Raw genomic sequence first — 25707 nt, forward strand, 5'->3', positions numbered from 1 at the left:
CGCGGGCGAGGCCCCTCCCCGCGCGCCGCCGGCCGCGGATCAGACCGTGGCGATCCAGAACACGATCAGCAGGAGCGTGACGAGGAAGCCGGTCAGGAAGTTCAGCGCGAGGAAGCGCTTCCAGCCCGCGTTCGCCCGCTCCGCCTCGGCGTCCTCGAGGGACCGGTACGGCCAGATGCTCACCGCGTACGGCACCGCGAGGATCGCCGCGAGGGTCCCCGGCCAGGGCAGCAGGAGCAGGAGCAGTCCGCTCGCGACGTAGGCGCCGATGGCGAAGCGCGTGGTCGCCTTCGCCCCGATCACGGTCGCGATCGAGCCGATGCCGCCCGCGCGGTCGGCCAGGATGTCCTGCACCGCGCCGAAGGCGTGGCTCGCGATCCCCCAGAGGAAGAACGCCACGAGCAGCGCCACCAGAGGTCCGGTGACCACGGTGCCCGCGAGGGCGATCCCGTAGACGGCCGGGCTGACGAAGTGGGTCGCCGAGGTCAGCGAGTCGACGAACGGGCGCTCCTTGAAGCGGAGCCCCGGCGCACTGTAGGCGATCACGGCGAAGACGCTGATCGCGAGGACCAGCCACGAGACCGGTGACCCGAGCAGCACGAGCGCCACCAGGAACGGCACGTTCGTGGCCACCGCCGCGATGAGCGTCGCTCGGTGCTCGCTCCGGTCGAGCACGGCGCCCTCGACGCCGCCCTTGCGGGGGTTCCGCAGGTCGGACTCGTAGTCGAAGACGTCGTTGATCCCGTACATCGCGAGGTTGTAGGGGATGAGGAAGTAGATCGTGCCGAGCACGAAGGCGAGGTCGATCTCGCGGGTGGTCAGCAGGTACGCCGCCGCGAACGGGTAGGCGGTGTTGACCCAGCTCAGCGGGCGGCTCGAGACGAACAGCGCGCGCAGCCGGTTCACGGCTCGCTCCGACGACGCGAGGGCAGGAGCACCCAGAGCGCCGGGAGGGCGAGGGCCGCGGCGATGGCGTAGGCGAAGTCCTCGATCGGAGCGACACCGATCCGGATGCCCGAGATCAGGTCGTCGTCGTAGGCGACCAGCAGGCCCACTCCGATCATGATGTTGTCGAACACGGCGGTCATCACCAGCAGCACGGCGAGGGTGCCGAGGACGACGGGCAGGCGCAGGACGCGTCGGCGCAGCGCGAGCAGCAGCAGCACCAGCACCACCGCGAGGAACACGGCATTGAGGAGGAGGTAGGTCACGCGCGCGCCTCCGCCCGCCGGGCGACCCGCTGCGAGAGGAAGCCGTGCACATCCATCGTCAGGTAGCAGAGCAGGGTGAGGAAGAGGACCTCCTCGACCGGGAGCTCCGGCGCGATCTGCAGGCCGGTCATGTAGGAGGTCTCGCCGCGGAAGAAGACGCCCAGGCCGATCCCGACGAGGTCCCAGACCAGGAAGAACGCGACTCCCACGGGCAGCACGATCGCCGCGCGTCGCGCGTCCGCCCAGAAGAACAGCCGGAAGCGGCGGTCGAGCACGATCATCCCGGTGATCGAGACGAGGAGCGCGAGCAGGTAGAGGATCCCCACGCCTACTCCCCCACGGCGACGGGCGCGACCGGAGCGGACGGCGCCTCCCGCACGGGCAGCGGCTCGGTCGACACGTCGCCGCGCACGCGCTTGAGCATGACCTCGGCGCTGATGATGCACATCGGCAGGCCGATGCCGGGGATCGTGGAGCTGCCGGCGAAGAGCAGTCCGTCGACGTGCCTGCTGACGTTCCCGGCGCGGAAGAAGGCGCTCTGCGAGAGGACGTGGGCCGGTCCGAGCATCGAGCCGCGCCAGGCGCCGAGGTCGCTCTCGAAGTCGGCCGGGCCGATGGTGCGGCGGACGACGATCCGCTCGGCCAGGTCGGTCGCGCCGGTCCAGGACGCGATCTGCGCGATGGCCTGGTCGGCGATGGCCTCGACGCGCGCGTCGCCCGCGCCGTCGACTCCGCCGTGGCCGATCGAGGTGTCGGCCGGGATCGGCACGAGCACGAACAGGTTCTCGTGCCCCTCCGGAGCCGTGCTCGCGTCGGTCGCGCTCGGGCGGCAGACGTAGATCGACGCGGGATCGGGGACGGTCGGGTGCTCGCCGAAGATCTTGTCGAAGTTGTCGCGCCAGTCCTTCGTGAAGAGCAGGGTGTGGTGCTCGAGCTCGGGCAGCTCCCCGCGCACGCCCAGGAGGACGAGGACGGCGCTCGGGCCGGGCTCGCGCTTCTCCCAGTAGGCGGGCGGGTAGGTCCGCAGCTCCTCGGGGAGGAGCGACTGCTCGGTGGTGAAGAGGTCGGAGGCGTTGACGACCAGGTCGGCGGGGATCCGCTCCGTGCCGTCGGGGCCCGTGAACTCGACTCCGACGACCTCGGCGCCGCGGCGTCCGCCGCGGGGCGAGCGCGCGGTGAGGATCCGTGTCGCGGGCGAGGACGTGCGGACGGTGACGCCGGCCTCCTCGGCGACGTCGGCGACCGCCTCGATCAGCTTCGTGAATCCGCCCATCGGGTAGAGCACGCCGTCGGCGAGGTCGAGATGGCTCATCAGGTGGTACATGCTCGGCGCGGCGAACGGCGAGGAGCCGAGGAAGACGGCCGGGTAGCCGAGGATCTGGCGCAGCCGGTTGTCGGTGACCGCCGTCGCCGCGAACGTGTCGAGCGGCGTGAGCAGCAGGCGGCCGAGCCTCCCGGTCCGGCTGAGCACGTCGCGGCGCAGCAGCGGGAGGAAGGACGAGAAGCTCGTGTAGAGGAAGCGGCGCTTGGCCATCTCGTAGGTGTCGCGCGCGGAGTCGAGGTACGCGCGCATCCGCTCGCCCGCTCCGGGCTCGATGCTCTCGAAGAGCGCGAGGTTCGACTCGAGGTCGGCGAGCACGTCGATCGGCTCGTCGACGCCCTCGCTGTAGACCCGGTAGCCGGGGTCGAGCGTGACGAGGTCGAGGCGCTCCTCGGCGCTGGTGCCCATCAGGCGGAAGAAGTGGTCGAACACCTCGGGCATCAGGTACCAGGAGGGACCGGTGTCGAAGCGGAAGCCCTCGTGCTCCCACGAGCCGGCGCGGCCGCCGACGGCCTCGCGCGCCTCCAGGAGGGTCACGTCGTAGCCGTCGCGCGCGAGCAGCGCGGCGGAGGCGAGCCCGCCGATCCCCCCGCCGATGACGACGGCGCGGTGCGGGCCGGTCCTCGAGCGGGTCGCGCGGACGGGGCCGGGGCCCAGGCGCGGGCCGAGCGTCGACACGGCCGCCTTCGCCGCGAGCGCCGCCTTGGCGGCCGTGGGCACGCTGACGCGGGCGCGGAGGAGCTCCTCGGCGGGCGTCGCGCGGATCCGGTCGGCCAGGGCGGCGAAGAGGGAGTGGGCGAGCAGGACCGCGCGCCGGCTCGAGCGCGGGAGCTCGGGCACGATGGCGGCGGCCTCGGCGAGGTCGTCGTCGAGGTCGGCGAGCAGCGAGGCCTTGTCGCGCTCGGAGAACGCCCGCGGGTCGACTCCGGGGAAGTAGCTGCGGCCGAGGCCGTCGACGTCGGCGGCGAGATCGCGGAGGAAGTTGACCTTCTGGAACGCGGCGCCCAGGCGGCGCGCTCCGGCCACGAGCCGCGCGCGGGCGGTCTCGGAGACGAGCCCCGCGTCCGGCGCCGCGAGGAACACGTGCAGGCACATCAGCCCGACGACCTCGGCGGAGCCGTAGACGTAGGCCTCGAAGGACTCGGGGGTGTGCTCGGTCTCGCGGAGGTCGGCGCGCATCGACGCGAAGAACGGCCGGGTGAGCTCGGTGCCGAATCCGGTCGCCCGCGCGGTCCGCGCGAAGGCGTGGATCACGAGGTTGGAGCTGTAGCCGGAGGCGAGCGCGCGCTCGGTCTCGGCCTCGAAGGCGTCGAGGGACTCCTCCACCGCGGCCCGGTCGAGACGGGCCTCCTCGGCGACGCCGTCGACGATCTCGTCGGCGACGCGCACGAGGGCGTAGACGTCCTCCACCCGCTCGCGGACGCCCGGGGCGAGCAGGCGCGTAGCCAGCCCGAAGGAGGTGGAGTAGCGGCGGATCACCTGCGCGGACGACTCGTGCGCGACGCGGTCGTACAGTTCGCTCTGGCGGCTCATCGTGCCACCGTACGGGGGCTCGGCCGGGCGGAGCGCATCGTCGCGCGCATCCGCGCGTGGCGGACAGCGCTCATCGGGTGCGCCCGACCACGCTGGCCACCAGCGGGCGGACCTCGTTGCGGAACGCCTCCGACACCGCGGGCGTCTCCAGAGCCGCCCAGGCGCGATCGGCGAACTGGTTCGCGAGCCCCTCGGCGTAGCTGCGGGCGCCGCACTCCTCGAGGATGCCGCGCACCTTCTCCGCGGTCTCGGGCGCGAGGTGCTCGTCGCCGATCAGCGCCTCGATGTCGGGCCAGCAGTCCGTGCCGGCCGCGTGGGCGATGAGGACGGTGCGCTTGCCCTCGCGGAGGTCGCCCAGCGTGGTCTTGCCGGTCTGCCCCTCCGAGCCGAAGACCCCGAGCAGGTCGTCGACGATCTGATAGGCGATGCCGATCCAGCGGCCGAACTCGCCGAGGGCGTCCACCGCGGCGTCCGAGGCCCCGGCGAGGATCGCTCCGGCCTGCAGCGGCGCCTCGAACGAGTAGACGGCCGTCTTGAGGCGCTCCATCTCGAGCACCTCGTCGACCGAGGGCATGCCCGGCATGAGGGAGAAGTCCACATCGGCCAGCTCACCCGCGGCGGAGGCGAAGACGGCCTCGTCGAGCAGGGTGAGCAGGCGGGCCCGCACGCCGTCGGAGGCGCCGACGCCCTCGACGAGGCGGTGGGCTCCGGTGAGGGCGAGGTCCCCGGCGATCACGGCCACGGAGGTGCCCCGGTGCTCGGCGATCGGGATGGAGAGGCCCGCGGTCGTCGCCTCGTCGCGGTAGCTGCCCGAGACGTTCGGGCCGCCGCGGCGCACGAAGTCGCGGTCGATCACGTCGTCGTGCACGATCAGCGCGGTGTGCAGCAGCTCGAACGCCGCGCCGAGATGGGCGGCGGCCTCCGGATCCTGGCCGCCGTGGGCCTCGTACGCCGAGATCACCATCAGCGGGCGGAAGCGCTTGCCGCCGCGGGTGTTGGCTTCCAGCGTCTGCCAGAGGGTCAGGTAGCGGGGTCCGAGACGCACCGCCCGGGACCTCGCCAACGAGAAGAACCTGTCCAGGACGGCATCGACGTGCTCCTGCCTCAACCGGGACAGAACCACGGGGTCGCGCGTATCCACGGGGGAAGGCTAACAAAGGGGAGAACCAGGACGATAAGCCGGCTGATGTGTTGCGGCGTGCTTGACTTGCGGGTATGACTTCGCCAGCCGCCACTGTTCAGACGGACCGGATCGAGCAGGTGGTCCTCCTCGACGAGGCCGGGAACGCCGTGGGGGTCGCCGACAAGGCGACCGTGCACGACACGGCCACTCCCCTGCACCTCGCGTTCTCCTGCCACGTCTTCTCCCCGGACGGCGCGCTTCTGGTGACCCGCCGCGCGCTGGAGAAGCGCACCTGGCCGGGCGTCTGGACCAACTCCTTCTGCGGGCACCCCGCCCCGGGCGAGCGGATCGAGGACGCCGTCGTCCGCCGGGCCGAGCGCGAGCTCGGCGCCCGGCTGGCCACGCTGGAGGTCGCCCTGCCGGACTTCCGCTACCGCGCGGTCGACGCGTCCGGCGTCGTCGAGAACGAGATCTGCCCCGTCTACACGGCGACGCTGTCGAGCCGCGACGCCCTCGATCCGCGCCTCGACGAGGTCATGGACTACGAGTGGGTCGACGCCGAGGCGACGCTCGCCGCCGTCCGCTCGACCCCCTGGGCGTTCTCCCCCTGGCTCGTGCTGCAGCTCCCCCGCCTGCTGGGCTGACCCCCGCGCCCTGATCCCTGCGCCGGCGTCAGTCGGTGTAGACGTCCGTGCGGTGGAAGTTGAGCGCCGAGCGCGACGCGGTCGGACCGCGCTGGCCCTGGTACCGCGAGCTGTACTCCGCCGAGCCGTAGGGCTTCTCGGCGGGCGAGCTGAGGCGGAAGAAGCACATCTGGCCGATCTTCATCCCCGGCCAGAGCGTGATGGGGAGCGTCGCGACGTTGCTGAGCTCGAGGGTGACGTGGCCGGTGAAGCCCGGATCGATGAACCCGGCGGTCGAGTGGGTCAGCAGCCCGAGCCGTCCGAGCGAGCTCTTGCCCTCGAGGCGCGCCGCGATGTCGTCCGGCAGCGACACCTCCTCGTAGGTCGAGCCGAGCACGAACTCTCCCGGGTGGAGGATGAACGGCTCGCCCTGGGGCGTCTCGACCAGGCGGGTCAGCTCGGGCTGGTCCTCGGCCGGATCGATGTACGGGTAGCGGTGGTTGTCGAACAGCCGGAAGAAGCGATCGAGGCGCACATCGACGGACGACGGCTGCAGCATCGACGGATCGTGCGGGGCGAGCCCCACGCGGCCGGAGGCGAGTTCGAGCGAGATGTCGCGATCGGAGAGGAGCACGCTGCGATCCTAGGGCGTGGCGCGACCCCGGGGCATGGGCCGGCTCCGGGCCTTGCTACGATGTCCTGGTGCGCCCGAGCGGCGCCGCGCGAGTGTAGTTCAATGGTAGAACTTCTGCTTCCCAAGCAGATGGCGCGGGTTCGATTCCCGTCACTCGCTCTCCTCCCTCCCCTCGTCTGCGGCCGGTCCTCCGGCCCGATGCGAGCGGCTCCTCCTCCGGCGCTGCAGCGGCGTCCGTCAGCGCGGCGGCGTCCGACAGCGCAGCGGCGTCCGTCAGCGCAGCGGCGTCCGTCAGCCCAGCGGTGTCCGTCAGCCCAGCAGCGGCAGCCGCCCGACGATCCTGTCGATCCGGTTCCTCGGCCCCACCAGGCTGACCGCGAGGTACTGCAGCTCGTCGGAGCCGCTCGCCGCCACCGCCTCCCGGTACTCGTCGTACACCCGGGTGGCCTGCGCGGACGCGGGCATGTCGGCGACGAACGTCCCGTCGTGCGCCTCGGCCTTCGCGCGGATCGCGAGCAGGGTCGCCGCGTCGGCGGCGAGGACCGTGCAGCCGGCCCACGGCAGACCGGGATGCAGCGATCCGGACGCGTCGGCGGGGCTCGGTCCGAGCAGCCCCGCGACGTGTGCGGCCGTCGCGGCGCCCACGCAGATCGCGGCGTTCACGGCGCGGCCGGCGGGGAGGGACTCCTCGACGACGACCACCCACTTGAGGCGGGCCGAGCGGGTGGGCGCGGCGGTGTCGATCTCGTCGGGGTGGAAGCCGACGGCGTCGGGGGCGGGGATGGTCATGGTGCTCCTCGGTTCGTGCGAAGTGACGTCACGAACAGTAGGCAGGAGGGCTCCCCTTCGGCAGGATCTCCGTATGAACGACCAGCAGAACGGCCCAGGAGCGGCACTCGACGAACTCGACGTCCGGATCCTGCAGGTCCTGCAGTCGGATGCACGGATCACGAACCGTGACCTCGCAGCCGCCGTGCACGTCTCGCCGACCACCGCCCTCGACCGCACGAGGAGCCTCCGGCGCCGCGGCGTGATCACCGGCGCGACGCTCACTCTCGACTTCGCGGCCCTCGGGCGCGGCGTGCAGGCGCTGATCGCGGTCCGCATCCGTCCGCCGTCGCGCGAGATCATCGAGGCCTTCCGCGACTGGGTCGCCGGCCTCGACGAGACGGTCGGCGTGTTCGTCACCTCCGGCTCGGAGGACTTCATCATCCACGTCGCCGTTCGCGACAACCAGGACCTCTACGCCTTCGTCATCGACGAGCTGACGCAGCGCCGCGAGGTCGCCGACGTGCGCACCTCGGTCGTCTACGAGCACCTGCGCGAGCAGGTCGTCCTGCCGCTGGAGCCGCACGGCCGAGCGCATGGACACGGGTGATGAAGATAAAGTTACAGTGAAGAGCTTCCACTGAAAGAAAAGAGGTGCTCGTGGCCAAACGATCCGTACCGCCCCGCCCGGTCGTGGCCGACGCGCTCCTGCTGCTGGGGCAGCTCGTGCGCGAAGCCCGGCTCCGGCACCGGTGGACTCGGGAGGAGCTCGCCGTCCGCGCCGGAGTCTCGACCCCCACCGTCGCAGGCATCGAGGCAGGGGCACCCGGCACCGCGGTCTCCACCGTCTTCAGCGTCGCCGAGCTGGTCGGCGTCCCGATCTTCGGCATCGACGACCCGGTCGAGCTGGCCCGTCGCCGCCGCTCAGGCGAGGAGAAGCTGGCGCTCCTCCCGTCGCGCATGCGGCGTCGCACGACCGACGAGCTCGACGATGCCTTCTGACCGCGTCTACGTCTGGACCTGGCTCCCCGGGTCCGAAACCCCTGTCGTGGCCGGAGCCGTGGAGCAGCGGGGCGACCGCTTCCCCTTCGTCTACGCCGCCTCCTATCGATCCCTCCCCGGGTCGATCAGCCTCTACGGGCCTGAGCTCCCGCTCCGCGAAGGGACCATCGAACCGCGCGACGGGCTCGTCCTGGCCGGAGCGCTGCGCGACGGCAGCCCCGACGGCTGGGGACGGACCGTCATCGACGAGCGTCGGGGAGCTCGCGATCGGGGGCTGACCGAACTGGAGTACATGATCGCCTCCGGCTCGTCGCGGTTCGGGGCGCTCGACTTCCAGGAGTCCCCGACCGAGTACACACCCCGGGAGGACCGTTCATCGCTGGACGAGCTGCACGAGGCCGCCGATCGACTGGAGGCCGGGCTCGCCCTCTCGCCCGCTCTCGACGCGGCACTCCTCCGCGGCACCAGCATCGGCGGTGCCCGACCGAAGGCCACTCTCCTCGACGACGCCGGAGTCGAGCACATCGCCAAGTTCTCGGCGAGCAGCGATCGGACCTTCCAGGTGGTGAACGCGGAAGGCGCCGCCCTCGCGCTCGCCCGCCGCGCCGGTCTGGACGTCGCACGGAGCCGTGTCGTCTCCTCGCTCGGAAAGGACGTCCTGCTCGTCCAGCGGTTCGATCGAGAGGGCCGCCGGCGCCGCCACGCGGTCTCCGCCCTCACCATGAGCGGCGAGAGCGAGTGGACCGCGCGATACGTGTCCTATCCGGAGGTGCTGGACGTCCTGCGGCGGCACGGGCCGGCGGGAGTGGATCCCGGTCCTGAGCTGTTCGCGCGGATCGCCTTCAACATGGCGATCAGCAACTCCGACGACCACGCACGCAATCACGCGGCGTTCTGGGACGGTCGACACCTGACTCTGACGCCCGCGTACGACCTCGCCCCCGGCAATCGGTCCGGCGAGACAGCCACTCAGGCCCTCGCCTACAGCCGCGACGGCGAGAAGCGCGCGAACTTCGCCTCCCTCATGAAGTCCGCACCCGTGTACGGACTCGACCGCGCGGAGGGTCGGGCGGCCGTCGAGAGGACCATCGAGGCGGTCGTGGACGGCTTCGATGACGCGGTCGAAGAGGCGCGCGTCCCCGAGCGCGATCGCGAGCTGCTGCGGGGCCACCTGTTCCTCAACCCCGGCGTGCTCCACGACCTCTCGGACGTCGTGATCGGCTGGACCGCCGGCACGCCCGGCGGATCCGACGCGACACGCCGGGCAGATCCGCGGCAGCGCGCGGGATCGCGGGACGCAGAGGGCAGGGTGGAGGGGTGACAGAGCTCGTCCAGATCCCGTCGCCGGGCGTCGCCCTCGAGTACGGGCACCCCGGCCGGCCCGTGGTGGTCGTGCTGCACGACGTCTTCGGGCGCCTGCCGTGGCTGGAGCCGTTCGCCGAGGCCGTGGCGAAGCACGGCTACCACGTGCTCGTGCCCGACCTCTACGACGGCTGGGCCACGCTCGCCCCGGAGGACGCGCGCGACCTCGCCGCGATGGCCGCGCAGGACCGCACCCTCGCCGCCGTCGCCGAGGCGGTCGGCACCGGAGTCGCGGCCGGGGCGCCGCGCAGCGCCGTCATCGGCTTCGGCTTCGGCGGCCGCCTCGGGCTGCTCGCCGCGGGCACCGGGCTCGTGGACGCGGTGGTCGCGTACTACGCCACCCTCGGTGCGGAGGAGCACGTGCTGGTCCCGTGCCCCACCCTCCTGCACTACGCGCAGAGCGACGAGTGGCCCGCGGGCGACGACCCGGAGTCGTTCGTCGGACGGCTGAAGGAGTCGGGGACGCCGGTCACGGCGCACACCTACCCGGACACGCAGCGGCACTTCGCGAACGGCAACCTGCGCGACGCGGTCAGCCCCGCCTCCGCGGCGCTCGCCTACGCGCGGACGCTCTCGTTCCTCAATCCGCAGCTCATCGACACCTGAGCTCAGCCCTGCACGTCGTGCAGGTGGTGCTGGACGTCGTGCAGGTAGTAGCGGGCGATCGTGTCGACCGTGAAGGCCGCGCCGTCGCTGCGGCGGCCTCGCCGCTGCCACTGGGCACCGGCGACGGAGTCGAACACCTCGGCGATGCGCTCGGCCGCCTCGACCAGCTCGCGGCCGACCGTCGCGGGGTCCTGCTGGTCGTAGCGCTCCTCCACGGCGGTGACGTCCTGGTCCCAGTTGGGGTAGAGCGGGTCGTCGCCGGCGAGCATCAGCTGCACGCGGGTGCGGTAGATGCGGTGCACGTCGCGCACGTGCGCGGCGTACTCGAGCGGCGACCAGGTCTCGTCGTCGGGCCGGCCCGCCGCGTCGTCGCGGTCGAGCACGTAGGGCCAGGCGGCGGCGTTCTCGCGGATGAGCTCGGCGACCTCATCGGCGTCGACGAGCGAGGCGTCGAAGCCGCACTCGAGGCAGGGGCGCTCGAGGACCCAGGTCCAGTCCTTGGTGTCGGGAGTGATCGGCATGGAACCAGAGTAGGGCGCCGCCGGATCAGCAGCGCGTCGGGGTCCCCTGCACGGCGCCGCGCTCGCCGTCGGCCGTCCACGGGAGCCGGGGCAGGCCCTCGGCTCCCGCCGCGGCTCCCTGCTCGACCGCGATGGCGGCCAGGGTGCGGGCGACCGTCGCGGCGAAGTCGCCGCCGGGCGTCGAGCTGTTGATCGAGACGGCCACGGTCAGGCCCGAGACCGGGTCGGAGTAGGCCGCGGTGACGAAGCCGGGCGCGAGACCCGAGAAGCCGCGGAGGGGTCCCGCCTCGTGCCCGCCGAGCCCGGCACGGAGGTAGTCGGCGCGGCCCTGGCCCTGGACGACCGGGTCCTGCCACATGGCGTCGTTCGCGGGATCGGCCGCGAGACCCGTCGCCAGCCGCCGGAGGTCCTCCAGATCGGTCAGCGCTCCGCCCGCGGCGCCGAGCGCGGACGGGGACGCGGCGGTGACGTCGAGGCGCACGTCGCAGCGCTTCTCCCCGGTCGCCGGGTCCAGCGCGACCGCGTAGCCGCGGGGGGACGGAGCGGGCAGATCGACCTCGGAGGAGCCGGGCAGCTCCGTGCTGCGCAGGCCGTACCGCGGCACCACGTACTGGTCGTAGAGCTCCCCGATGCTCCGGCCGGTCACCTGCGCGGCGACGATGCCGGCGAGCAGCGGACCGGTGGCGGAGTCGGACCACGCCGCTCCGGGCTCGGCCGAGGCGCCGCGCACCTGGGCCGCGGCGAGCAGCTCGAGCGTCGGCCACTGCCGCGGGGGGTTCTGGAGCACGGTCGGCCAGAGCGCCGAGCGGAAGTCGGCCAGGCCGGAGGTGTGCGCGCAGAGCTCGCGCAGCGTGAGGCCGTCGATGCCGGGCAGGGAGCGCAGCGTCTCGCCGACGTCGGCGTCGAGGTCGACCCGGCCGGAGTCGGCGAGGGCGAGGACCACGTCGCAGGTCATCGCCTCGGTGCCGCCGGTGCCGAGCCGCAGGTGCGCGTCGGTGGTGAGGGCGGTGGTGCGCTCGTCCGACTCCCAGCCGACCGCGCCCTCCCAGCTGCCGCCCCACGGCGACCAGACCCCGGCGACTGCTCCGGTCGCGCCGGCGACGCCGACCGTCTCGTCGAGGAACCCCGACAGGGCGGAGGCGAGCTCCTCCGACGCCGCCTGCGCGGGCGCCTCCGCCACGCGCGAGGCGGCGGCGGGCGTGCAGCCGGCCAGTGCGAGCACGAGGACCGGGACGACGAGCAGTCCCGTCCGCGTCCGTCTGCGAGATCCCATGCCGTGCGACTCCCCCGTCGTCTGCGAACGGCACCACTGTACGGGGGCTCCGTCGGGCCGGAGAGGGCCGCTGAGCGCGCGATCGCGATTCGTGTCCTGACCGTGACCGGCGGAGTCCACCCCGTTCCCAAACCGGCAGGCGCCGGGTTACGAAGAGAGGGAGTACAGCGCAGAGGCGCTGCTCGAAGGAGGTAAGAGACCATGCGCAGATCCCCCAATCGACTGCTGGCGACTCTCTTCGGAGCCGTCTACGTCGTCGTCGGGCTCCTCGGCTTCGTCGTGACCGGAGGCGTGCAGTTCCTCTCGACCGAAGGCGGGCTCCTGCTCGGCGTCTTCGAGGTGAACCCGCTGCACAACATCGCCCACCTGCTCATCGGAGGCGCGCTGCTGATCGCGGGCCTGTCGACCGTCGCCGCGGCGAAGACCGTCAACGTGACCGTCGGAGCGGTGTACCTGCTGCTCGGCATCGTCGGCTTCTTCCTGGTCGACACCGCCCTGAACGTGCTGGCGCTGAACACCGCCGACCACTTCCTGCACCTGGCCAGCGCGCTGGTGCTCCTGGGAGTCGGACTCGGCACCGAGAAGACGGCGAGGACGCGCACCGCCGCGACCGCCTGACCCGGGCGGCACCCGCCGCCCCCTCTACTCCGTCCGCCGTGGGCCCGCCGTTTTCCGCGGCGGACGGACTGAACGGCCCCGGACGACACGATGCGGTGTGTCGATCCGGGGCCTCCTCTTCTTCCCCGATCCAGCGAAGGAGCCGCCATGACCACCGTGGCCCGCTGCAACGCCGCTTTCGCCGGACTCGGCGCCGGGCTCGTCCACCTCTCGCTCGCCGCCGGCGGCGAGGGCGTGCAGGCCCCGGTGATCGGGGTGCTCGGTGCCGTCGAGATCCTCTGGGCGGTCCTCGTCCTGGCGCGCGGCCGGATCGTCGTGCCGCGCTCCGCGCTGGTCGTCGCGGTCGCCTCCCTGGCGGCGTTCGCCCTCGCTCTGGCCCTCGGCGCACTCGCCGAGCCCCTCCCCGCGCTGGCGGCCGCGGTCCTCCAGCTGGTCGCGGTCGCCGTGGTGGCCGTCTCGCTCCGCTCTCCGCGCGTCGAGGAGAAGGCCGTCTCGCCGTCGCGAGCTCTCGTCGGACTCCTGGCCGGCGCGCTCACCGTCTCCGCGCTCGCCACCCCCGCCATGGCCGCCTCCTCGGGCGGGTCGGGCGACATGGGCGGGATGATGCACTCCGTCGTCGACGGCGGACACGGGCACTGACGCCTCTGGTCCCAGCGGCTCCGCTCGGCTAAGGTAAGGCAGACCTCAGTCGCCGAGGGAGGCCACCGTGTCGAACGTCATCCCGTTCTCCGAGGCCCTGCGCCTGCGCATCGGGCAGTCCGGCGCGGACGACGAGGGCGCCGCCTTCATGACCTCGCTGATGACCGGCTCCGGCAGCCGCGACGACTACATCGCGCTCATCTCGCAGCACTACTTCGTCTACGAGGCCCTCGAGGCCGTGGCGGAGGACATGGCCGGCGATCCCGTCGCGGAGCCCTTCCTCTCGGCCAAGCTCACCCGGCTCCCCGCGATCGCGGAGGACCTGCGCTTCCTCGTCGGCGAGGACTGGCGCGAGCGCATCCGCCCGCTGCCCTCGACCAGCGCCTACGTCGACCGGATCCGCACCGTGGCCTCGGGTTGGAGCGGCGGCTTCGTCGCCCACCACTACACGCGCTACCTCGGCGACCTCTCCGGCTGCGCGATCGTCCGCGGGCTGCTGCAGCGGCGGTTCGGCTTCGAGACCAACGGCGTCGGCTTCTTCCTCTTCGGCGAGATCGCCGCACCGTCGGCCTTCCGCGCCACCTACCGCGAGCAGCTCGACGCCGCGGGTTGGGACGAGGAGGAGCGCGAGCGGGTCATCGCGGAGGTCGCGGAGGCGTACCGGCTGACGACGGAGCTGTTCCGCGATCTCGCCCGGACCTGCGCGGCGGCCTGAGGCCCCCGCTCCCACGTCCTCCGCGGGGCGTCAGTCCGCGGACGCCTCCGCGACGGCGGCCGGCTCGGCTCGCCGTTCGGACATGAAGCGCAGCACGTCCTTGTCGACGATGATGTCGCTCGGCCGGAGCGGCCGCGTCAGGTAGAGCCCCTCGAGGCTCGTGATGCGGCTGAGCGCCACGTAGGTCTGCCCGGGGGCGAAGGCGCGCTGCCCGAGGTCGACCACGGCGGAGTCGTAGGTCTTGCCCTGCGACTTGTGGATCGTGACCGCCCACGCCAGGCGGAGCGGGAACTGCGCGAACTCGGCGACGATCTCGCGGGTGAGCTTCTTCGTCGCGGCGGAGTAGGAGTAGCGGTAGCGCTCCCAGGTCGCGGGCTCGACCTCGTGGACCTCGCCGTCCACCTCGACCCACACCGTCCCCGCGACCTTCGTCACCCGACCGATCGTGCCGTTCACCCAGCGCTGCTCGGAGTCGTTGCGCAGGAACATCACGTGCGCGCCGATCTTGAGCTCGAGGTTCTGGTCCGCCGGATAGGCGCGCCCGCCGAAGTCGCCGCTGATCTCGGCCGACGCGGTCTTCAGCGGGCCCTTCAGCCGCGCGAGCGCCGCCTGGTTGATGCGGTTGACCGTGTCGTTGCGGGTCGCGAGCGTGATCGCGTCGTCGGCCGGAGGCGTCCGCGCGCCCGCCGCGTTCAGCACGTCGGCGATCTCCTTCGTCACCATGCCGAAGCGGACCGCGTTGAGCATCCACTTGAAGCGCTCGTCGCTCTGCCGGTGGATCCGGCCGAGCTCGACGATCCGCAGCGGCGCCTCCTGCCAGACGAGGGCGTCGAAGAACCACAGCGAGCGGTAGCGGTCGGCGAAGTAGGCGCGCTCCTCCGGATCGCCGGGAACGGGTGCGAGCTGGAACGGGTCGCCGAAGAGGACGACCTGCACGCCCCCGAACGGCTCGGAGCGCCGCTGCCGCGCCTGCCGGAGGCTGCGGTCGATCCCGTCGAGCAGGTCGGCGTTGACCATGGAGATCTCGTCGATGACGAGCGTGTCGATGGTGTTGAGGAGCTTGCGCAGCTCGGGCGGCTGGTCGAGGTCGGAGTCGGCGATGACGCCGATCGGCAGTCGGAAGAGCGAGTGGATGGTCTGGCCGCCGACGTTCAGCGCCGCGACGCCGGTGGGGGCGCAGATGACGATCTGCTTGTCGGTGTTCCAGCTCAGGTGGTTGAGCAGGGTGGACTTGCCCGTGCCCGCGCGACCCGTGACGAACAGGTGCTCGCGCGTGTTCTCGATGAGGTCGAAGACCCGCTGCTGCTCGTCGGAGAGGGTCGGCTGAGTCACCGCTCCACTGTACCCGCGGCCCGCCGGGACCCCGGGGCCCGGGCGCGGATCAGCCGCGCTTCTGGAGGGCGGCCAGGCGGTCGTTGTAGGCCGTGAGCTCGGCCTCTCCGGTGCGGTCGGCCTGGCGGTCGCGGCGCTTGGTCTCGCGGGCGTCGGAGCGGCTCCACATCATCGCGACGACGATCGCGAGCGCGAGGGTGGGGATCTCGCCGATGCTCCACGCGATGCCGCCGGCCGCCTGCTGATCGGCGAGCGCGGAGGTGCCCCAGCCCATCGCTCCGTACCAGTCGGCGAGGAGCAGCCCCTCCCCCGTCATCAGTGCGAGGCCGAAGAAGGCGTGGAACGCCATGGTGCCCAGCAGCAGCAGCAGGCGCATCGCGTAGGGCACGCGGTGCACGCTCGGGTCCACTCCGATCAGGACGCTGACGAAGAGGTAGCCGGTGATCAGGAAGTGGACGATCATCCACTCGTGGCCGATGTGGTCCGTGGTGGCCCAGCGGAACAGCGGGGAGTAGTAGAAGCCCCAGAGCGACCCGACGAACAGCAGGGCGGCGACGATCGGGTGCGAGATCGCGGTGGCGAAACGCGAGTGCACGGCGAGCAGCACCCACTCGCGGGCGCCGCGGGAGCCGTCGGTGCGGCGGGCGGCGGCGCGGGCGATGAGCGTGACCGGTGCCGCCGGGACGAGCAGCAGCGGCACCGCCATGGTGAGGACCATGTGCGAGAGCATGTGGGCGCTGAACAGGTACTTCTCGTACGCGTTCACCCCGCCGTTCGTGATGTAGACCAGGAGGAGCATGCCCGCGATCCAGAGGATCGTGCGGTGCAGGGGCCAGCGGTCGCCACGGCGGTGCAGGCGCACCACTCCGGCGACGTAGAACGCGATGGCGAAGGAGCAGACCAGGAGCCAGACCAGGTCGATGTTCCAGAGCGTGAGGAAGTTCATCGCGCTCGCGGGCGGGGGCAGTGGCTCGCCCGTCAGCAGCTGGGCCGGGGTCGGATCCGTGAGCTGGCTCGCGGCGATCTGGTCGACCGGGGTCGCGGTCCGCGCGAGCGCCGCGGCGACTCCGGACGCGATCCCCATGAAGGCGATCTCGGCGCCGACGAGCCACCAGAAGCTGCGGCCGCCGACACCGCCGGCCTTCCGCATCCGCTCGATGAGGTACCGGCGCTGGAGCACGCCGAACAGGCCCAGCGCGATCAGCGCCGCGACCTTGACCAGCACGAGGATCCCGTAGCCGGTGAGCAGGTTGTCGAGGGTGGCGAGCCGGAGCTCGGCACTGACGTAGCCGGACGCCGCGACCACGACGAAGCTCACGAGCGCGAGGCTGGAGTAGCGCTCGATCACGGGCAGCAGGCGGGAGCCGCCGAGAAGAGGCCGCAGGGCGATGACGGTGATGAGGCCGCCCAGCCAGATCGCCGCGAAGACGAGGTGCAGGCCCAGCGCCGTGACGGCGGCGTCGTGCCCGCTCGCTCCCGCCGCGTGCCCCTGCTGCGCCATCGGCAGCAGCGTGAGCAGGGCCAGGCCCGTGACGAAGACGAGCGCGGTCTGGTTGCGGACAGCGAAGCAGAGGACGGTGACGACCGCCGCGAGCAGGGTCGTGATCAGCCAGGCCTGGCCGACCTCGATGCTGCCGATGAAGTAGCTGAGCTTGGTGCCGAAGTCGCGGTCGAGGCTCAGGGGCGTCTGCGTGACGTTGAGGAAGGTGAGGAACCCGGTCACCGCGCTGGCCGCCGCGAAGAAGGCGGCGCTGGCGGCGGCGACGTCGAGGGCGATCGAGAACTCGGTGCGCGGCTCGGGCGCGGCCTCGGCGGGCGCGGGGCGCGCGGGCGCGACCGCGGTGCGCGTCGATCCGGCGCGGGAGGAGGACTGGCCGCTGCGGGAGGACTGGCCGGCGCGCGAGGAGGCGTGCGCGGTCGCGGCGCGGGCCGAGGATCGGGCGTCACGGGCGGCGGCGGCGCGAGGGCTCAGCGCGAACAGCGTCAGCACGAGCGAGCCGATCATGCCCGCGGCGCCGAGATTGACGGCCAGCTTGGCGATCGGGAGGCCGTAGCGGACCACGGGGCCGGGATCGTTCAGCAGCGGAGCCGCGGCTCCCCCGCCGAAGGCCAGGGCCGCGAGAAGGGCGACGAGCGCTGCGGCGACGAGCACGAGCGCAGGGCCGACGATCCGGACGGTTCGATTCACCGGTCCAGCCTACGTTCCGCGGCTGATCGGCAGCCGCGTCCGCGGACGATCTGCAGCCGCGTCCGCGGACGATCGGCAGCCGCGTCCGCGGACGACGACGGCCCCGGCGCAGTGCCGGGGCCGTGTCGGAGGGCGCGACTACTTCGCGGCGGCCTTGAGCTTGGTGCCCGCGGAGACCTTGACCGAGTGGCCGGCGGCGATCTGGATGGTCTCGCCGGTCTGCGGGTTGCGGCCGGTGCGCGCGGCGCGGGAGGTGCGCTCGACGGCGATCCAGCCGGGGATGGTGACCTTCACGTCGTTCGACACGGAGTCGGCGAGGGTGGTGAAGAGCGAGTCGAGGACGCCGTTGACGGCGGCCTGGCTCTGGCCGGAGTCGGCGGCGATCTTCGCGACGAGCTCGGTGCGGTTGAGCGACTTGTCAGCCATGGAGTGTCCTCCCAGGACGTTCTCGCTGTCGGAACAGCTGGTTTCGATGGATCGTCCTCGGCCGGGGACGGACGTCCTCAACCGGTCGGACCGTCGGTAACCTACCAGCCCCGCCCCGGATCTCCGGCGATTCCGGCCTCGAGACGCCCGGAACGACGCCGATCGCGCCGGTCGGTCCCTCCACAGGAGGCGCTCGGCGCCCCTCGTCCACCGATCCGCCGATCGCCTCTCCGCGCGGCCCGCGGCCTGACGAGGATCGGCTCATGACGACGACGGCACTCCTCCCTCCACCCGCTCCGGCCGACGCGGCCCTCCTCCGCCCTCCCCGGCGGCACCCTCCCGCCCGCAGACCGTACGAGCCCGGGCTCGCGGCGCTCGCGCTGGGCCTGCTCGCGCTCGCGTCCTCCGTGCATCCGCTCTGGGCCCTCCCCGCCGTCGCCGTGGCGGTCGCCGCGGTGATCGCGTCCGTGCGGGCGCTGCGGTGGGCGGGCGAGCGGAGGAGCGCGGTGGCCGGGCTCGCCTGCGCGGCTCTCGCGCTGCTCGTCTGCTCCGTCACGGCTCCCGCCTCCGTGCGGGCGGGCCTCGCCGTGCTGGCCTGGATCACCGCCCTGCGGCCCGGTCCGTGAGCGGGCGCGGCTCCGGTCCAGCCCGCCTCGCTACAGTGACGGCGGCCCGCGCCCGAGCGGGCCGGGAGGACGGCCACGATGGCTCAGACGGACGGTTGGATCTCGACGGCGATCTGGTGGCACGTCTACCCGCTCGGCTTCACGGGCGCCGAGGCGAGCGCCTCGGAGGGTCCGGGTCCGGACGACGAGCCGCAGCACCGCCTCCGCGCCCTGCTCCCCTGGCTCGACGACCTGCTGGCGCTGGGCTGCAACGGGCTGCTGCTCGGGCCGGTCTTCGCCTCCTCCACCCACGGCTACGACACGGTCGACCACTTCCGGATCGATCCCCGCCTCGGCGACGAGGCCGACCTCGACGCGCTGATCGCCGCGTGCCGCGAGCGCGGGATCCGGGTGCTGCTCGACGGGGTCTTCAACCACGTGGGACGGGAGCACCCCTGGTGGCGTGCCGCGGTCGCGGCCGGCGAGGGCTCCCCCGAGGCGGCGCGCTTCTCCCGCAGCGAGCGGTCGCAGGAGGTCGACGGCCTCCGCGTCGACGTGTTCGAGGGGCACGACGCCCTGGTCGAGCTCGACAACGGGAACCCCGAGGTCGCGGAGCACGTGTCCTCCGTGCTCGCGCACTGGCTCGAGCGGGGCATCGACGGCTGGCGGCTCGACGCGGCGTACGCGGTCGCGCCGGCGGCCTGGCACGCGGCGATCGACCCGGTGCGGCAGCGCTTCCCCGACGCGTGGTTCGTCGGCGAGGTCATCCACGGCGACTACACCGGCTACGTGCGGGAGTCGGGGCTCGACTCGGTCACGCAGTACGAGCTCTGGAAGGCCGTCCGCAACTCCCTCGAGGAGGCGAACCTCTTCGAGCTGGCCTGGTCCCTGAAGCGCCACGACGACTTCGTCCGCGAGTTCCTGCCCCTGACCTTCGTCGGCAACCACGACGTGACCCGGATCGCCAGCGCCGTCAGTGACGAGCGCCACCACGGCCACGCCACGGCGATCCTCGGCTTCGTCGCCGGCGTGCCGAGCATCTACTCCGGCGACGAGCGGGGCCTGCGCGGCGTCAAGGAGGAGCGGATCGGCGGCGACGACGCGATCCGCCCGGAGTTCCCGGCCGATCCCGCCGAGTGGCCGGGCGGGGAGGCCTACCGGGCCCACCAGGAGGTCGTCGCGTTCCGCCGACGGAACCCGTGGCTGGTCGGCGCGAGCACCCGCACGGTCGACCTCTCCAACACCGCCGTGATGCTCGTGGCGGAGGGCCCGGAGGGACGCACCGCGCGGCTCGCGCTGAACATCGGCGACGAGACGGCGACCGTCGGCGGCGTCCAGGTCGCTCCCCACTCCTGGTCGCTGCACGACTGACCCGGCGCGCAGGCGGCCCGGCAGTGCGCGACGGAGCGTCGACCTCCGGGGGCCCGTCCTCTACGCTCGGGCGCATGCCGAGACCTGCACGAGGACCCTCCGACGGGCGAGCCGACTCGATCGACGACGCCGGGATGCCGTCGTCCGGACTCGAGCAGGCGTTCGCCGCCCCCGTCGACCCGGAGAGCGACCCCGGACCGGGCGAGAGGAGCGGCCTGTCGAGCCGCATCGCCCAGGAGCTGCTCGAGGACGGCTTCGGCCTCGACGCAAGCGACGAGGAGGCCCCGTCCCGCGCCGTCGAGATCGACGATCCCGCCCGCGCCGTCGGTGACGATCCCGCCCACCCCGTGCACGGCTCGATGTCCGGCGAGTTCGAGCGCCGCTGAGCCCGGCCGCCGTCGGCCGGTCGTCGTCGACCCGGCGGCACTGCTCCGCCCTCCGGCCGTCGTCACCCCGCCGGTACCGCGCCGCCCGCCGCCGGCGCCGGGTCCGGGCCGCCCGCCTGCAGCTCGGCGAGGAATCCGGGCCGGAGCACGCGCGCCTCGATCGACGCGGCTCCCGAGGTCCAGCCGTCGCCGAGCGGATGCTCGGGCGTGAGCAGCACGTGGCCCGGCGTCCCCGCTCGGCCGAGGACGGCGGCGACGCGGCCCTCCGGATCGTAGAGGGCGTGGTCGACGAGCGGCCCGTAGACGGCGTGCACCGCGAAGTCCTCGCGGCTGCCGAGGAGGACGGGCAGCAGCTCCTCGCCCGGGCGCAGGCCGTGAGGCCACCAGCGGAAGCGCTCGACGAGCTCGTGGCAGGCGGCGCACGAGGGCGAGAAGAAGACGAGGTGCGTCGCCGGGTGGGACAGCTCCTCGAGCGTCAGGAGCTCGCCGGCCACCGTGAAAAACGCGAGGTCGGCGGCCGAGAGGTCGCCCTCGGGCTCGGGCCCCGGCGCGGACCCCCGGTCGGCTGCGGACAGGCGGGCGGCCGCCCGGACACGAGCGGCCGTCGACGCCGCACGGCGGTCGCGCACCAGCACGAGCGAGACCGCGGCGAGAGCGGCGGCGAGCCCGGACGCCGCCGCCGAGGCACCGCCGCCGCCGAGCAGCGCGGCCGGAGCGAGCCCGCCGAGGGCCCCGGCGACCGCGAGCGCGAGCAGCACCGCGTTCCTCGCGACGGTGCGTCCGGTCATCCGCGCCGAGCCCAGCCCGCCGAAGCACTCGCAGTCGACGTCCTCCGTCGCGCGGACCGCGCGGACGGCGACGACGAGGAACACGGCGTCGAGGAGCGCCACCGGCACGAGGGCGGCACGGTGCGCCGGAGCGGGCGCCAGCACCACCGCGGCGCCCAGCGCGATCTCGACGACGGGGAAGGCGGCCGCGAACCAGCCGCGGCGCCGGAGGAGGAGGGGGACCCCGAGCGCCTCGAGGCTCGCCCGGAACCGCTCCGTGCGGCCGAGCTTCAGGGCGCCGCTGACGACGAGCACCGCGCCCGCGCACCACGCGGCGATCGCGAGAACCGCCTCCAGCATCCGTCGCCCTCCTCGCTCGGCATCGACCCGCGCGACGCTACCGGCGCGGACCGGCCTCCCGCGGCCGAGGCGGGGAACGGAGCGGAGACGGCGCGATCCGGCGCGTTCCGCCCTCCGGACGAGCCGCTGCCGGCGCATCCGGCGCCCGGATCCCTCCAGGCGGGGCGCCCCCGGGCTCCCTCCCGGTCCCGGACGGCCGCTCCGCCGTACACTGCGAGAGGATCGGAGGGGTCATGCGGGGACGGCGAGCGCGCGACGAGCGGCACGGCACGGCGGCGAGTCCGCCTGCGGCCGCCGCTCCCCCGGCTGCGGTCACGGCTCCGGCCCCCTCGGACTCGCCGGACGACGCCTCGGGCGACGTCTCGACCGGGATGCGGATCGCCGCCGCCTGGTCGTGGCGCTTCCTCGCCGTCGCCGGGCTCCTCTACCTCCTCGTCCGCCTCGTCTCGCTGCTGCCCGTGATCGTCGTGCCGGTGCTGATCGCGCTGCTGCTCACCGCGCTCCTCACCCCGCTGCGGAACCGGCTCGAGCGCCTGCGGCTCCCCCGCCCGCTCGCGGTCCTGGTCTCGATCGTCCTGATGCTCCTCCTGCTGACCGGCCTCGTCGGGCTGGTGGTCGTGCAGTCCCGCTCCGGCTTCAGCGGAGTGGGGCAGCGCGCTCTCGACGCGGTCGACAGCGTCGAGGCGTGGCTGCGGAGCCCGCCGCTGTCGTTCTCGGACGTGCAGCTCTCGGACTGGGCGCAGCGCGCGGTCGACTGGGCCGACGCGCAGGCGTCGACGATCGCGTCCGGCGCCCTCGCCGTCGGCTCCCAGCTGGCCGAGGTCTTCGCCGGAACCCTCCTCACCCTGTTCTCGCTGATCTTCCTGCTCCTCGACGGCCGCCGGATCTGGCACTGGTTCCTCCGCCTCCTCCCCCGTCGCGCCCGCCCGGCGATGGAGCGCGGCGGCGCCGCCGGCTGGCGGACCCTCAGCCAGTTCGTGATCGCGCAGCTCGGCGTCGCCGGGATCAATGCCGTCGGCATCGGCATCGGCGCGCTCGCTCTGCAGCTGCCGCTCGTCGTGCCGATCGCGATCGTGGTGTTCCTCGGCTCGTTCGTCCCGATCCTCGGCGCGATCGTGACCGGTGCGCTCGCCGCGCTGGTCGCGCTGCTGTTCAGCGGGCCCGTCGCCGCGCTGGTGATGGTCGGCGTCGTGATCCTGGTGCACCTGCTCGAGGGGCACGTGCTGCAGCCGCTCATCCTCGGGACCGCTGTGAAGGTGCATCCGCTCGCCGTGGTGCTCGGAGTCGCGACCGGGCTCGAGGTGGCCGGGCTCGCCGGGGCGCTGTTCGCGGTGCCGACCATCGCGACGCTGAACGCGGCGGTCACCGCCATGCGGGCGCGCGCGCCCGGCGCGGAGTGAGCGCGTTCGATCCGGCCGCCCGACCCGGATCGACGGTGCTGCCCGCCCTCGCCTGCCCGGTCTGCGGCGGCGCGCTCGCCCCCGACGCGCTCCCCCGCCCCTCCTCGCTCCGCTGCCCCCTCGGGCACAGCGCCGACCTCGCGCGCCAGGGCTACGCCTCTCTGCTGCGCGGGAGGCACGCGACCTCGGGCGACACCGCGGCGATGGTGCAGGCCCGCGCCGACCTGCTCGGCTCCGGCCACTACCGGGTGATCCAGGACGCGGTCGCCGCGGCCGTCCCCGCCGGCGCGCGGCTCGTGGTCGACCTGGGCTGCGGCACCGGGGCGTACCTCGCGGCCGTGCTCGAGGCGCGTCCGGCGGCGGACGGGCTGGGCCTGGACCTCTCGGCCCCGGCCGCCCGCCGCGCCGCCCGCGCGCACCCCCGGGCGGCGATCGCGACCGCGGACCTCTGGCAGCCCCTCCCGCTGGCCGACGCCTCCGCCGACGCGCTGCTCACCGTCTTCGCGCCGCGGAACGCCCCGGAGATGCGGCGGGTGCTCCGTCCGGGCGGCGTCGCCGTCGTCGTCACTCCGCGCGAGAGGCACCTGCACGAGATCCGCGAGCGGTTCGGGATGCTGGGCATCGACGCCGGCAAGGCGGAGCGGCTCGACGAGCAGCTGGCGGGGTTCGCGCTCGGGGAGCGCATCGAGCTGGACACGACGGTGCTCATGAGCGTCGACGAGCTGCGCGCCGAGGTGCTGATGGGGCCGAGTGCCCACCACGTGGATCCCGAGGCGCTGGACGCGCGGCTCGCGGCGGTGGACGGGACGACCGCGGTGACGGTCGCGGTCACCGTGTCGCGCTTCGTGCGCGCGGAGTAGCGGCGGGCGCGCCGCCGGCCCCACGTCAGTACGTCTCGCGCAGGCGCTCCTGGTCGACCACCGCTTCGCGGTCCGCGAGGCGGCGCAGGCCCGCGAGGGGCTGTGCCATCCGGTGGTTGCCGCGGAGGACCGGCTCGGCCCGGTCGAGGAAGGCCCAGTACCCGGCGGTCACCGGGCAGGCGTTCTCGCCCAGGCGCACCTTCGGGTCGAAGCGGCAGCCGCCGCAGTAGTCGGACATCCGGTTGATGTAGGCGCCGCCCGAGGCGTACGGCTTCGTCGCGACGACGCCGCCGTCGGCGTGCTGGGACATTCCGATCACGTTCGCCGGCATCACCCACTCCGTGCCGTCCACGAAGACGTCCACGAACCAGTCGTTGAGCTCCGCCGGATCCCACCCCCGCTGCAGTCCCCAGTTGCCGAGCACCATCAGGCGCTGGATGTGGTGCGCCCAGCCGTGCCGGTGCACGTCGTCGAGCGTCTCGTGCAGGCAGTTCGCCTCGATGCCGCTCGGGTCGAGAGCGAGCAGCTCCGCGGGCAGCGGTGTGGAGGCGCCGAGCGCACGGCTGCGGTTCCGGTACTCCGGCCCGAGGTGCCAGAACAGGTTCCAGACGTAGTCGCGCCAGCCGAGGATCTGGCGGATGAACCCCTCCGTCGCCGCGATCGGCGCGCTCCCGGCGGCGTACTCCGCCTCGGCCGCCTCGACGACCGTCCGCGGATCGAGCACGCCGAGGTTCATCGGGGCGCTGAGCAGCGAGTGCGCCATCGTCCAGTCGCCCGAGAGCATCGCGTCCTCGTAGGTCCCGAAGTCGCCCAGGCGCGACGACACGAAGTCGGCGAGCGCCGCCTCGGCCTCGGCGGGCGTCGCGGCGAAGCGGCGCGGACCGTCGGCGCCGACCAGGCGGACCGCCCCCTCGGCCTCCCAGCGCGCGAGGTCGGCGCGCACCTCCTCGTCGATGTCGTCCTCCTCCGGCCACCACGGGTCCGGCAGGCCGAGCCGGGAGGCGCCCTTGGGCGGAGGCTGGCGGTTGTCGTGGTCGTAGTTCCAGCGGCCGCCCTCGGGCTGGTCGCCGCGCATCAGCACGCCGGTGCGCTCGCGGCTCCACCGGTAGAAGTCCTCCAGCAGCAGGCGCTTGCCCGAGCGGGAGAGCGCCCACTCGCGGAAGTCCTCCTCGGCCGTGATGAAGCCGCGGCTGGGCAGGACGCTCATGCCGAGCCTGCGGGCGAGGCGGCGGCCGCCGCGGGTCGGCGGGTCGATCACCTCGAGGTCGTCGCGCCCGGCGAGGGCCTCGCTGAAGGTCTCGGAGCGGACGTACTCGGCGCGGTCCCCGAGCTCGCGGGCGCGGTGGCGGAGCGCCGACAGCAGCAGCTGCGCCTTGGCGCGGTGCATCGGGCGGCGCCCGAACGCCGATCGGGCCTCGACCAGCAGCATCGGACCGCCGTCGTCGAAGGCAGGGCCGAGCTGGCCGATGACGCTCCAGCGGGTGCGAGGGGGTCTGCTCATCCTCGGAGGCTAGGCGGACGGATCCGGCGCCGGTAGGAGTTGCGCGGCACGGATGTGCAGCCGCCACGTCTTGCACCCCCGCCCCCGATGCAGAAGTCTCGGAACGAGCGCGGCGGATCCGACCGCGCACCGACGCGACGAAGCGAGGAGGCCGCCATGGCCCACCACGACCACGACAACGAGCACCACGAGGGTCACGAGCACCACGACCACCACGAGGGTCACGACGAGCACACCGCCGGCCACGGCCGTCACGTCGCCGAGGGCACGAGCACCGAGGACACCGAGGGCGGCGAGTACACCTCGACCGAGGGCGTCTCGCACACCGCCGGCGAGGCCGAGGGCAGCTACGTCGACACCTCGGTGAACGAGCAGGCCACCGCCGACAAGGGCAGCTACGTCGACACCAGCGCCGCGGGCACCTCCGCCGAGGGCGAGGGCGAGTACACCGACCGCGACGAGTGACCCGCGCCCGGGCGCCGCGCGTCCCGCCGGGACACCGCGCTCCGGCCGGTGTCCCGGCGGGGAGCCGGCGCCTCGGCGGGACGCGGTGGTCCGCCGG

28 protein-coding genes and 1 tRNA gene are annotated in these 25707 nt (G+C 73.3%); 15 read left to right on the plus strand and 14 right to left on the minus strand.

Annotated features, from left to right (window positions below):
- Positions 1-39: 39 nt before the first annotated feature.
- The 5 genes from C5C27_RS01825 to C5C27_RS01840 form a co-directional block, all read right to left on the minus strand.
- Positions 40-906, minus strand: coding sequence for a prenyltransferase (locus C5C27_RS01825; RefSeq protein ID WP_181133417.1), 867 nt, complete (start codon positions 904-906; stop codon positions 40-42).
- A complete protein-coding gene (locus tag C5C27_RS17820) occupies positions 903-1211 on the minus strand; it encodes a lycopene cyclase domain-containing protein (protein WP_181133418.1) in 309 nt (102 codons plus the stop codon). Before C5C27_RS17820 ends, C5C27_RS01825 begins: the two co-directional genes overlap by 4 nt.
- Positions 1208-1537 (minus strand): lycopene cyclase domain-containing protein, encoded by a 330-nt coding sequence (locus C5C27_RS01830; protein WP_104222894.1) that lies wholly within the window; start codon positions 1535-1537, stop codon positions 1208-1210. The genes C5C27_RS17820 and C5C27_RS01830 overlap by 4 nt, the downstream gene beginning before the upstream one ends.
- A gap of 2 nt (positions 1538-1539) precedes the next feature.
- Positions 1540-4065 (minus strand): phytoene desaturase family protein, encoded by a 2526-nt coding sequence (gene crtI / locus C5C27_RS01835; RefSeq protein ID WP_104255347.1) that lies wholly within the window; start codon positions 4063-4065, stop codon positions 1540-1542.
- A gap of 70 nt (positions 4066-4135) precedes the next feature.
- The gene (locus C5C27_RS01840; RefSeq protein ID WP_244229492.1) at positions 4136-5110 is read right to left on the minus strand and encodes a polyprenyl synthetase family protein; all 975 of its coding nucleotides are present in this window, start codon (positions 5108-5110) and stop codon (positions 4136-4138) included.
- A 170-nt stretch (positions 5111-5280) separates the two neighbouring features.
- Here C5C27_RS01840 and idi point away from each other — a divergent pair, with 170 nt between their 5' ends.
- Positions 5281-5832, plus strand: coding sequence for an isopentenyl-diphosphate Delta-isomerase (idi, locus tag C5C27_RS01845; RefSeq protein ID WP_104222897.1), 552 nt, complete (start codon positions 5281-5283; stop codon positions 5830-5832).
- Positions 5833-5860: 28 nt separating this feature from the next.
- Here idi and dcd read toward each other — a convergent pair whose 3' ends face one another.
- A complete protein-coding gene (dcd, locus tag C5C27_RS01850; RefSeq protein ID WP_104222898.1) occupies positions 5861-6445 on the minus strand; it encodes a dCTP deaminase in 585 nt (194 codons plus the stop codon).
- A gap of 88 nt (positions 6446-6533) precedes the next feature.
- Here dcd and C5C27_RS01855 point away from each other — a divergent pair.
- Positions 6534-6604 (plus strand) — tRNA-Gly (locus C5C27_RS01855).
- Between the two features lie 150 nt (positions 6605-6754).
- Here the strand turns inward: C5C27_RS01855 and C5C27_RS01860 are convergent.
- Entirely contained in the window at positions 6755-7234 is a 480-nt protein-coding gene (locus tag C5C27_RS01860) for a DUF2000 domain-containing protein (protein ID WP_104313399.1), read from the minus strand.
- A gap of 73 nt (positions 7235-7307) precedes the next feature.
- Between C5C27_RS01860 and C5C27_RS01865 the strand changes: the two genes are divergently transcribed.
- Genes C5C27_RS01865 through C5C27_RS01880 form a run of 4 tightly spaced genes read left to right on the plus strand, consistent with a single transcriptional unit; the run spans position 7308 to position 10183 of the window.
- Complete coding sequence (locus C5C27_RS01865; RefSeq protein ID WP_104237612.1) at positions 7308-7823, plus strand: Lrp/AsnC family transcriptional regulator; 516 nt, start codon at positions 7308-7310, stop codon at positions 7821-7823.
- Between the two features lie 50 nt (positions 7824-7873).
- Positions 7874-8215: a helix-turn-helix transcriptional regulator gene (locus C5C27_RS01870; RefSeq protein ID WP_104237671.1), complete on the plus strand. Its 342-nt coding sequence runs from the start codon at positions 7874-7876 to the stop codon at positions 8213-8215.
- The gene (locus C5C27_RS01875) at positions 8205-9536 is read left to right on the plus strand and encodes a type II toxin-antitoxin system HipA family toxin (RefSeq protein WP_104313401.1); all 1332 of its coding nucleotides are present in this window, start codon (positions 8205-8207) and stop codon (positions 9534-9536) included. Before C5C27_RS01870 ends, C5C27_RS01875 begins: the two co-directional genes overlap by 11 nt.
- Positions 9533-10183 (plus strand): dienelactone hydrolase family protein, encoded by a 651-nt coding sequence (locus tag C5C27_RS01880; RefSeq protein WP_104237610.1) that lies wholly within the window; start codon positions 9533-9535, stop codon positions 10181-10183. The genes C5C27_RS01875 and C5C27_RS01880 overlap by 4 nt, the downstream gene beginning before the upstream one ends.
- 2 nt (positions 10184-10185) lie before the next feature.
- Here the strand turns inward: C5C27_RS01880 and C5C27_RS01885 are convergent, their stop codons facing one another.
- Together C5C27_RS01885 and C5C27_RS01890 are read right to left on the minus strand one after the other, a co-directional pair.
- Positions 10186-10704 (minus strand): DinB family protein, encoded by a 519-nt coding sequence (locus C5C27_RS01885; protein ID WP_104222903.1) that lies wholly within the window; start codon positions 10702-10704, stop codon positions 10186-10188.
- Positions 10705-10729: 25 nt separating this feature from the next.
- A complete protein-coding gene (locus C5C27_RS01890) occupies positions 10730-11977 on the minus strand; it encodes a serine hydrolase (RefSeq protein WP_104237609.1) in 1248 nt (415 codons plus the stop codon).
- A 201-nt stretch (positions 11978-12178) separates the two neighbouring features.
- Between C5C27_RS01890 and C5C27_RS01895 the strand changes: the two genes are divergently transcribed.
- The 3 genes from C5C27_RS01895 (at position 12179) to C5C27_RS01905 (ending at position 13949) form a co-directional block, all read left to right on the plus strand.
- Positions 12179-12595, plus strand: a complete 417-nt coding sequence (locus tag C5C27_RS01895) for a DUF4383 domain-containing protein (RefSeq protein ID WP_104222905.1) — start codon at positions 12179-12181, stop codon at positions 12593-12595.
- A gap of 147 nt (positions 12596-12742) precedes the next feature.
- Positions 12743-13234 carry a hypothetical protein gene (locus C5C27_RS01900; RefSeq protein ID WP_104313403.1) on the plus strand — a complete coding sequence of 164 codons (492 nt, stop codon included), beginning with the start codon at positions 12743-12745 and terminating at the stop codon, positions 13232-13234.
- Between the two features lie 67 nt (positions 13235-13301).
- Complete coding sequence (locus C5C27_RS01905) at positions 13302-13949, plus strand: heme oxygenase (biliverdin-producing) (RefSeq protein WP_104226125.1); 648 nt, start codon at positions 13302-13304, stop codon at positions 13947-13949.
- A 30-nt stretch (positions 13950-13979) separates the two neighbouring features.
- On the opposite strand, the gene C5C27_RS01910 is transcribed toward C5C27_RS01905, so the two are convergent.
- The 3 genes from C5C27_RS01910 to C5C27_RS01920 form a co-directional block, all read right to left on the minus strand.
- Positions 13980-15281 (minus strand): ATP-dependent RecD-like DNA helicase, encoded by a 1302-nt coding sequence (locus C5C27_RS01910; RefSeq protein ID WP_104222908.1) that lies wholly within the window; start codon positions 15279-15281, stop codon positions 13980-13982.
- Between the two features lie 49 nt (positions 15282-15330).
- Positions 15331-17469 (minus strand): bifunctional copper resistance protein CopD/cytochrome c oxidase assembly protein, encoded by a 2139-nt coding sequence (locus C5C27_RS01915; protein WP_258066474.1) that lies wholly within the window; start codon positions 17467-17469, stop codon positions 15331-15333.
- Between the two features lie 138 nt (positions 17470-17607).
- Positions 17608-17895 carry an HU family DNA-binding protein gene (locus C5C27_RS01920; protein WP_056037903.1) on the minus strand — a complete coding sequence of 96 codons (288 nt, stop codon included), beginning with the start codon at positions 17893-17895 and terminating at the stop codon, positions 17608-17610.
- A gap of 263 nt (positions 17896-18158) precedes the next feature.
- Here C5C27_RS01920 and C5C27_RS01925 point away from each other — a divergent pair, with 263 nt between their 5' ends.
- The 3 genes from C5C27_RS01925 (at position 18159) to C5C27_RS01935 (ending at position 20257) form a co-directional block, all read left to right on the plus strand.
- Positions 18159-18521 carry a hypothetical protein gene (locus C5C27_RS01925; protein WP_104226124.1) on the plus strand — a complete coding sequence of 121 codons (363 nt, stop codon included), beginning with the start codon at positions 18159-18161 and terminating at the stop codon, positions 18519-18521.
- 78 nt (positions 18522-18599) lie between these two features.
- Complete coding sequence (locus C5C27_RS01930; protein WP_104313405.1) at positions 18600-19871, plus strand: alpha-amylase family glycosyl hydrolase; 1272 nt, start codon at positions 18600-18602, stop codon at positions 19869-19871.
- Positions 19872-19945: 74 nt separating this feature from the next.
- Positions 19946-20257 carry a hypothetical protein gene (locus tag C5C27_RS01935; RefSeq protein WP_146079586.1) on the plus strand — a complete coding sequence of 104 codons (312 nt, stop codon included), beginning with the start codon at positions 19946-19948 and terminating at the stop codon, positions 20255-20257.
- 62 nt (positions 20258-20319) lie between these two features.
- Here the strand turns inward: C5C27_RS01935 and C5C27_RS01940 are convergent, their stop codons facing one another.
- Positions 20320-21384: a MauE/DoxX family redox-associated membrane protein gene (locus tag C5C27_RS01940; RefSeq protein WP_104313409.1), complete on the minus strand. Its 1065-nt coding sequence runs from the start codon at positions 21382-21384 to the stop codon at positions 20320-20322.
- 233 nt (positions 21385-21617) lie between these two features.
- Here C5C27_RS01940 and C5C27_RS01945 point away from each other — a divergent pair, with 233 nt between their 5' ends.
- Entirely contained in the window at positions 21618-22784 is a 1167-nt protein-coding gene (locus tag C5C27_RS01945; protein WP_104313411.1) for an AI-2E family transporter, read from the plus strand.
- A gap of 35 nt (positions 22785-22819) precedes the next feature.
- Positions 22820-23644 (plus strand): methyltransferase domain-containing protein, encoded by an 825-nt coding sequence (locus C5C27_RS01950; protein ID WP_374953898.1) that lies wholly within the window; start codon positions 22820-22822, stop codon positions 23642-23644.
- 25 nt (positions 23645-23669) lie between these two features.
- Here the strand turns inward: C5C27_RS01950 and C5C27_RS01955 are convergent, their stop codons facing one another.
- A complete protein-coding gene (locus tag C5C27_RS01955; RefSeq protein WP_104313413.1) occupies positions 23670-25145 on the minus strand; it encodes a cryptochrome/photolyase family protein in 1476 nt (491 codons plus the stop codon).
- Positions 25146-25301: 156 nt separating this feature from the next.
- Between C5C27_RS01955 and C5C27_RS17825 the strand changes: the two genes are divergently transcribed.
- Positions 25302-25610, plus strand: a complete 309-nt coding sequence (locus C5C27_RS17825) for a hypothetical protein (RefSeq protein WP_104276262.1) — start codon at positions 25302-25304, stop codon at positions 25608-25610.
- Positions 25611-25707: the final 97 nt, after the last annotated feature.

Source organism: Rathayibacter sp. AY2B7, from assembly GCF_002931635.1.
Taxonomy (GTDB): domain Bacteria; phylum Actinomycetota; class Actinomycetes; order Actinomycetales; family Microbacteriaceae; genus Rathayibacter.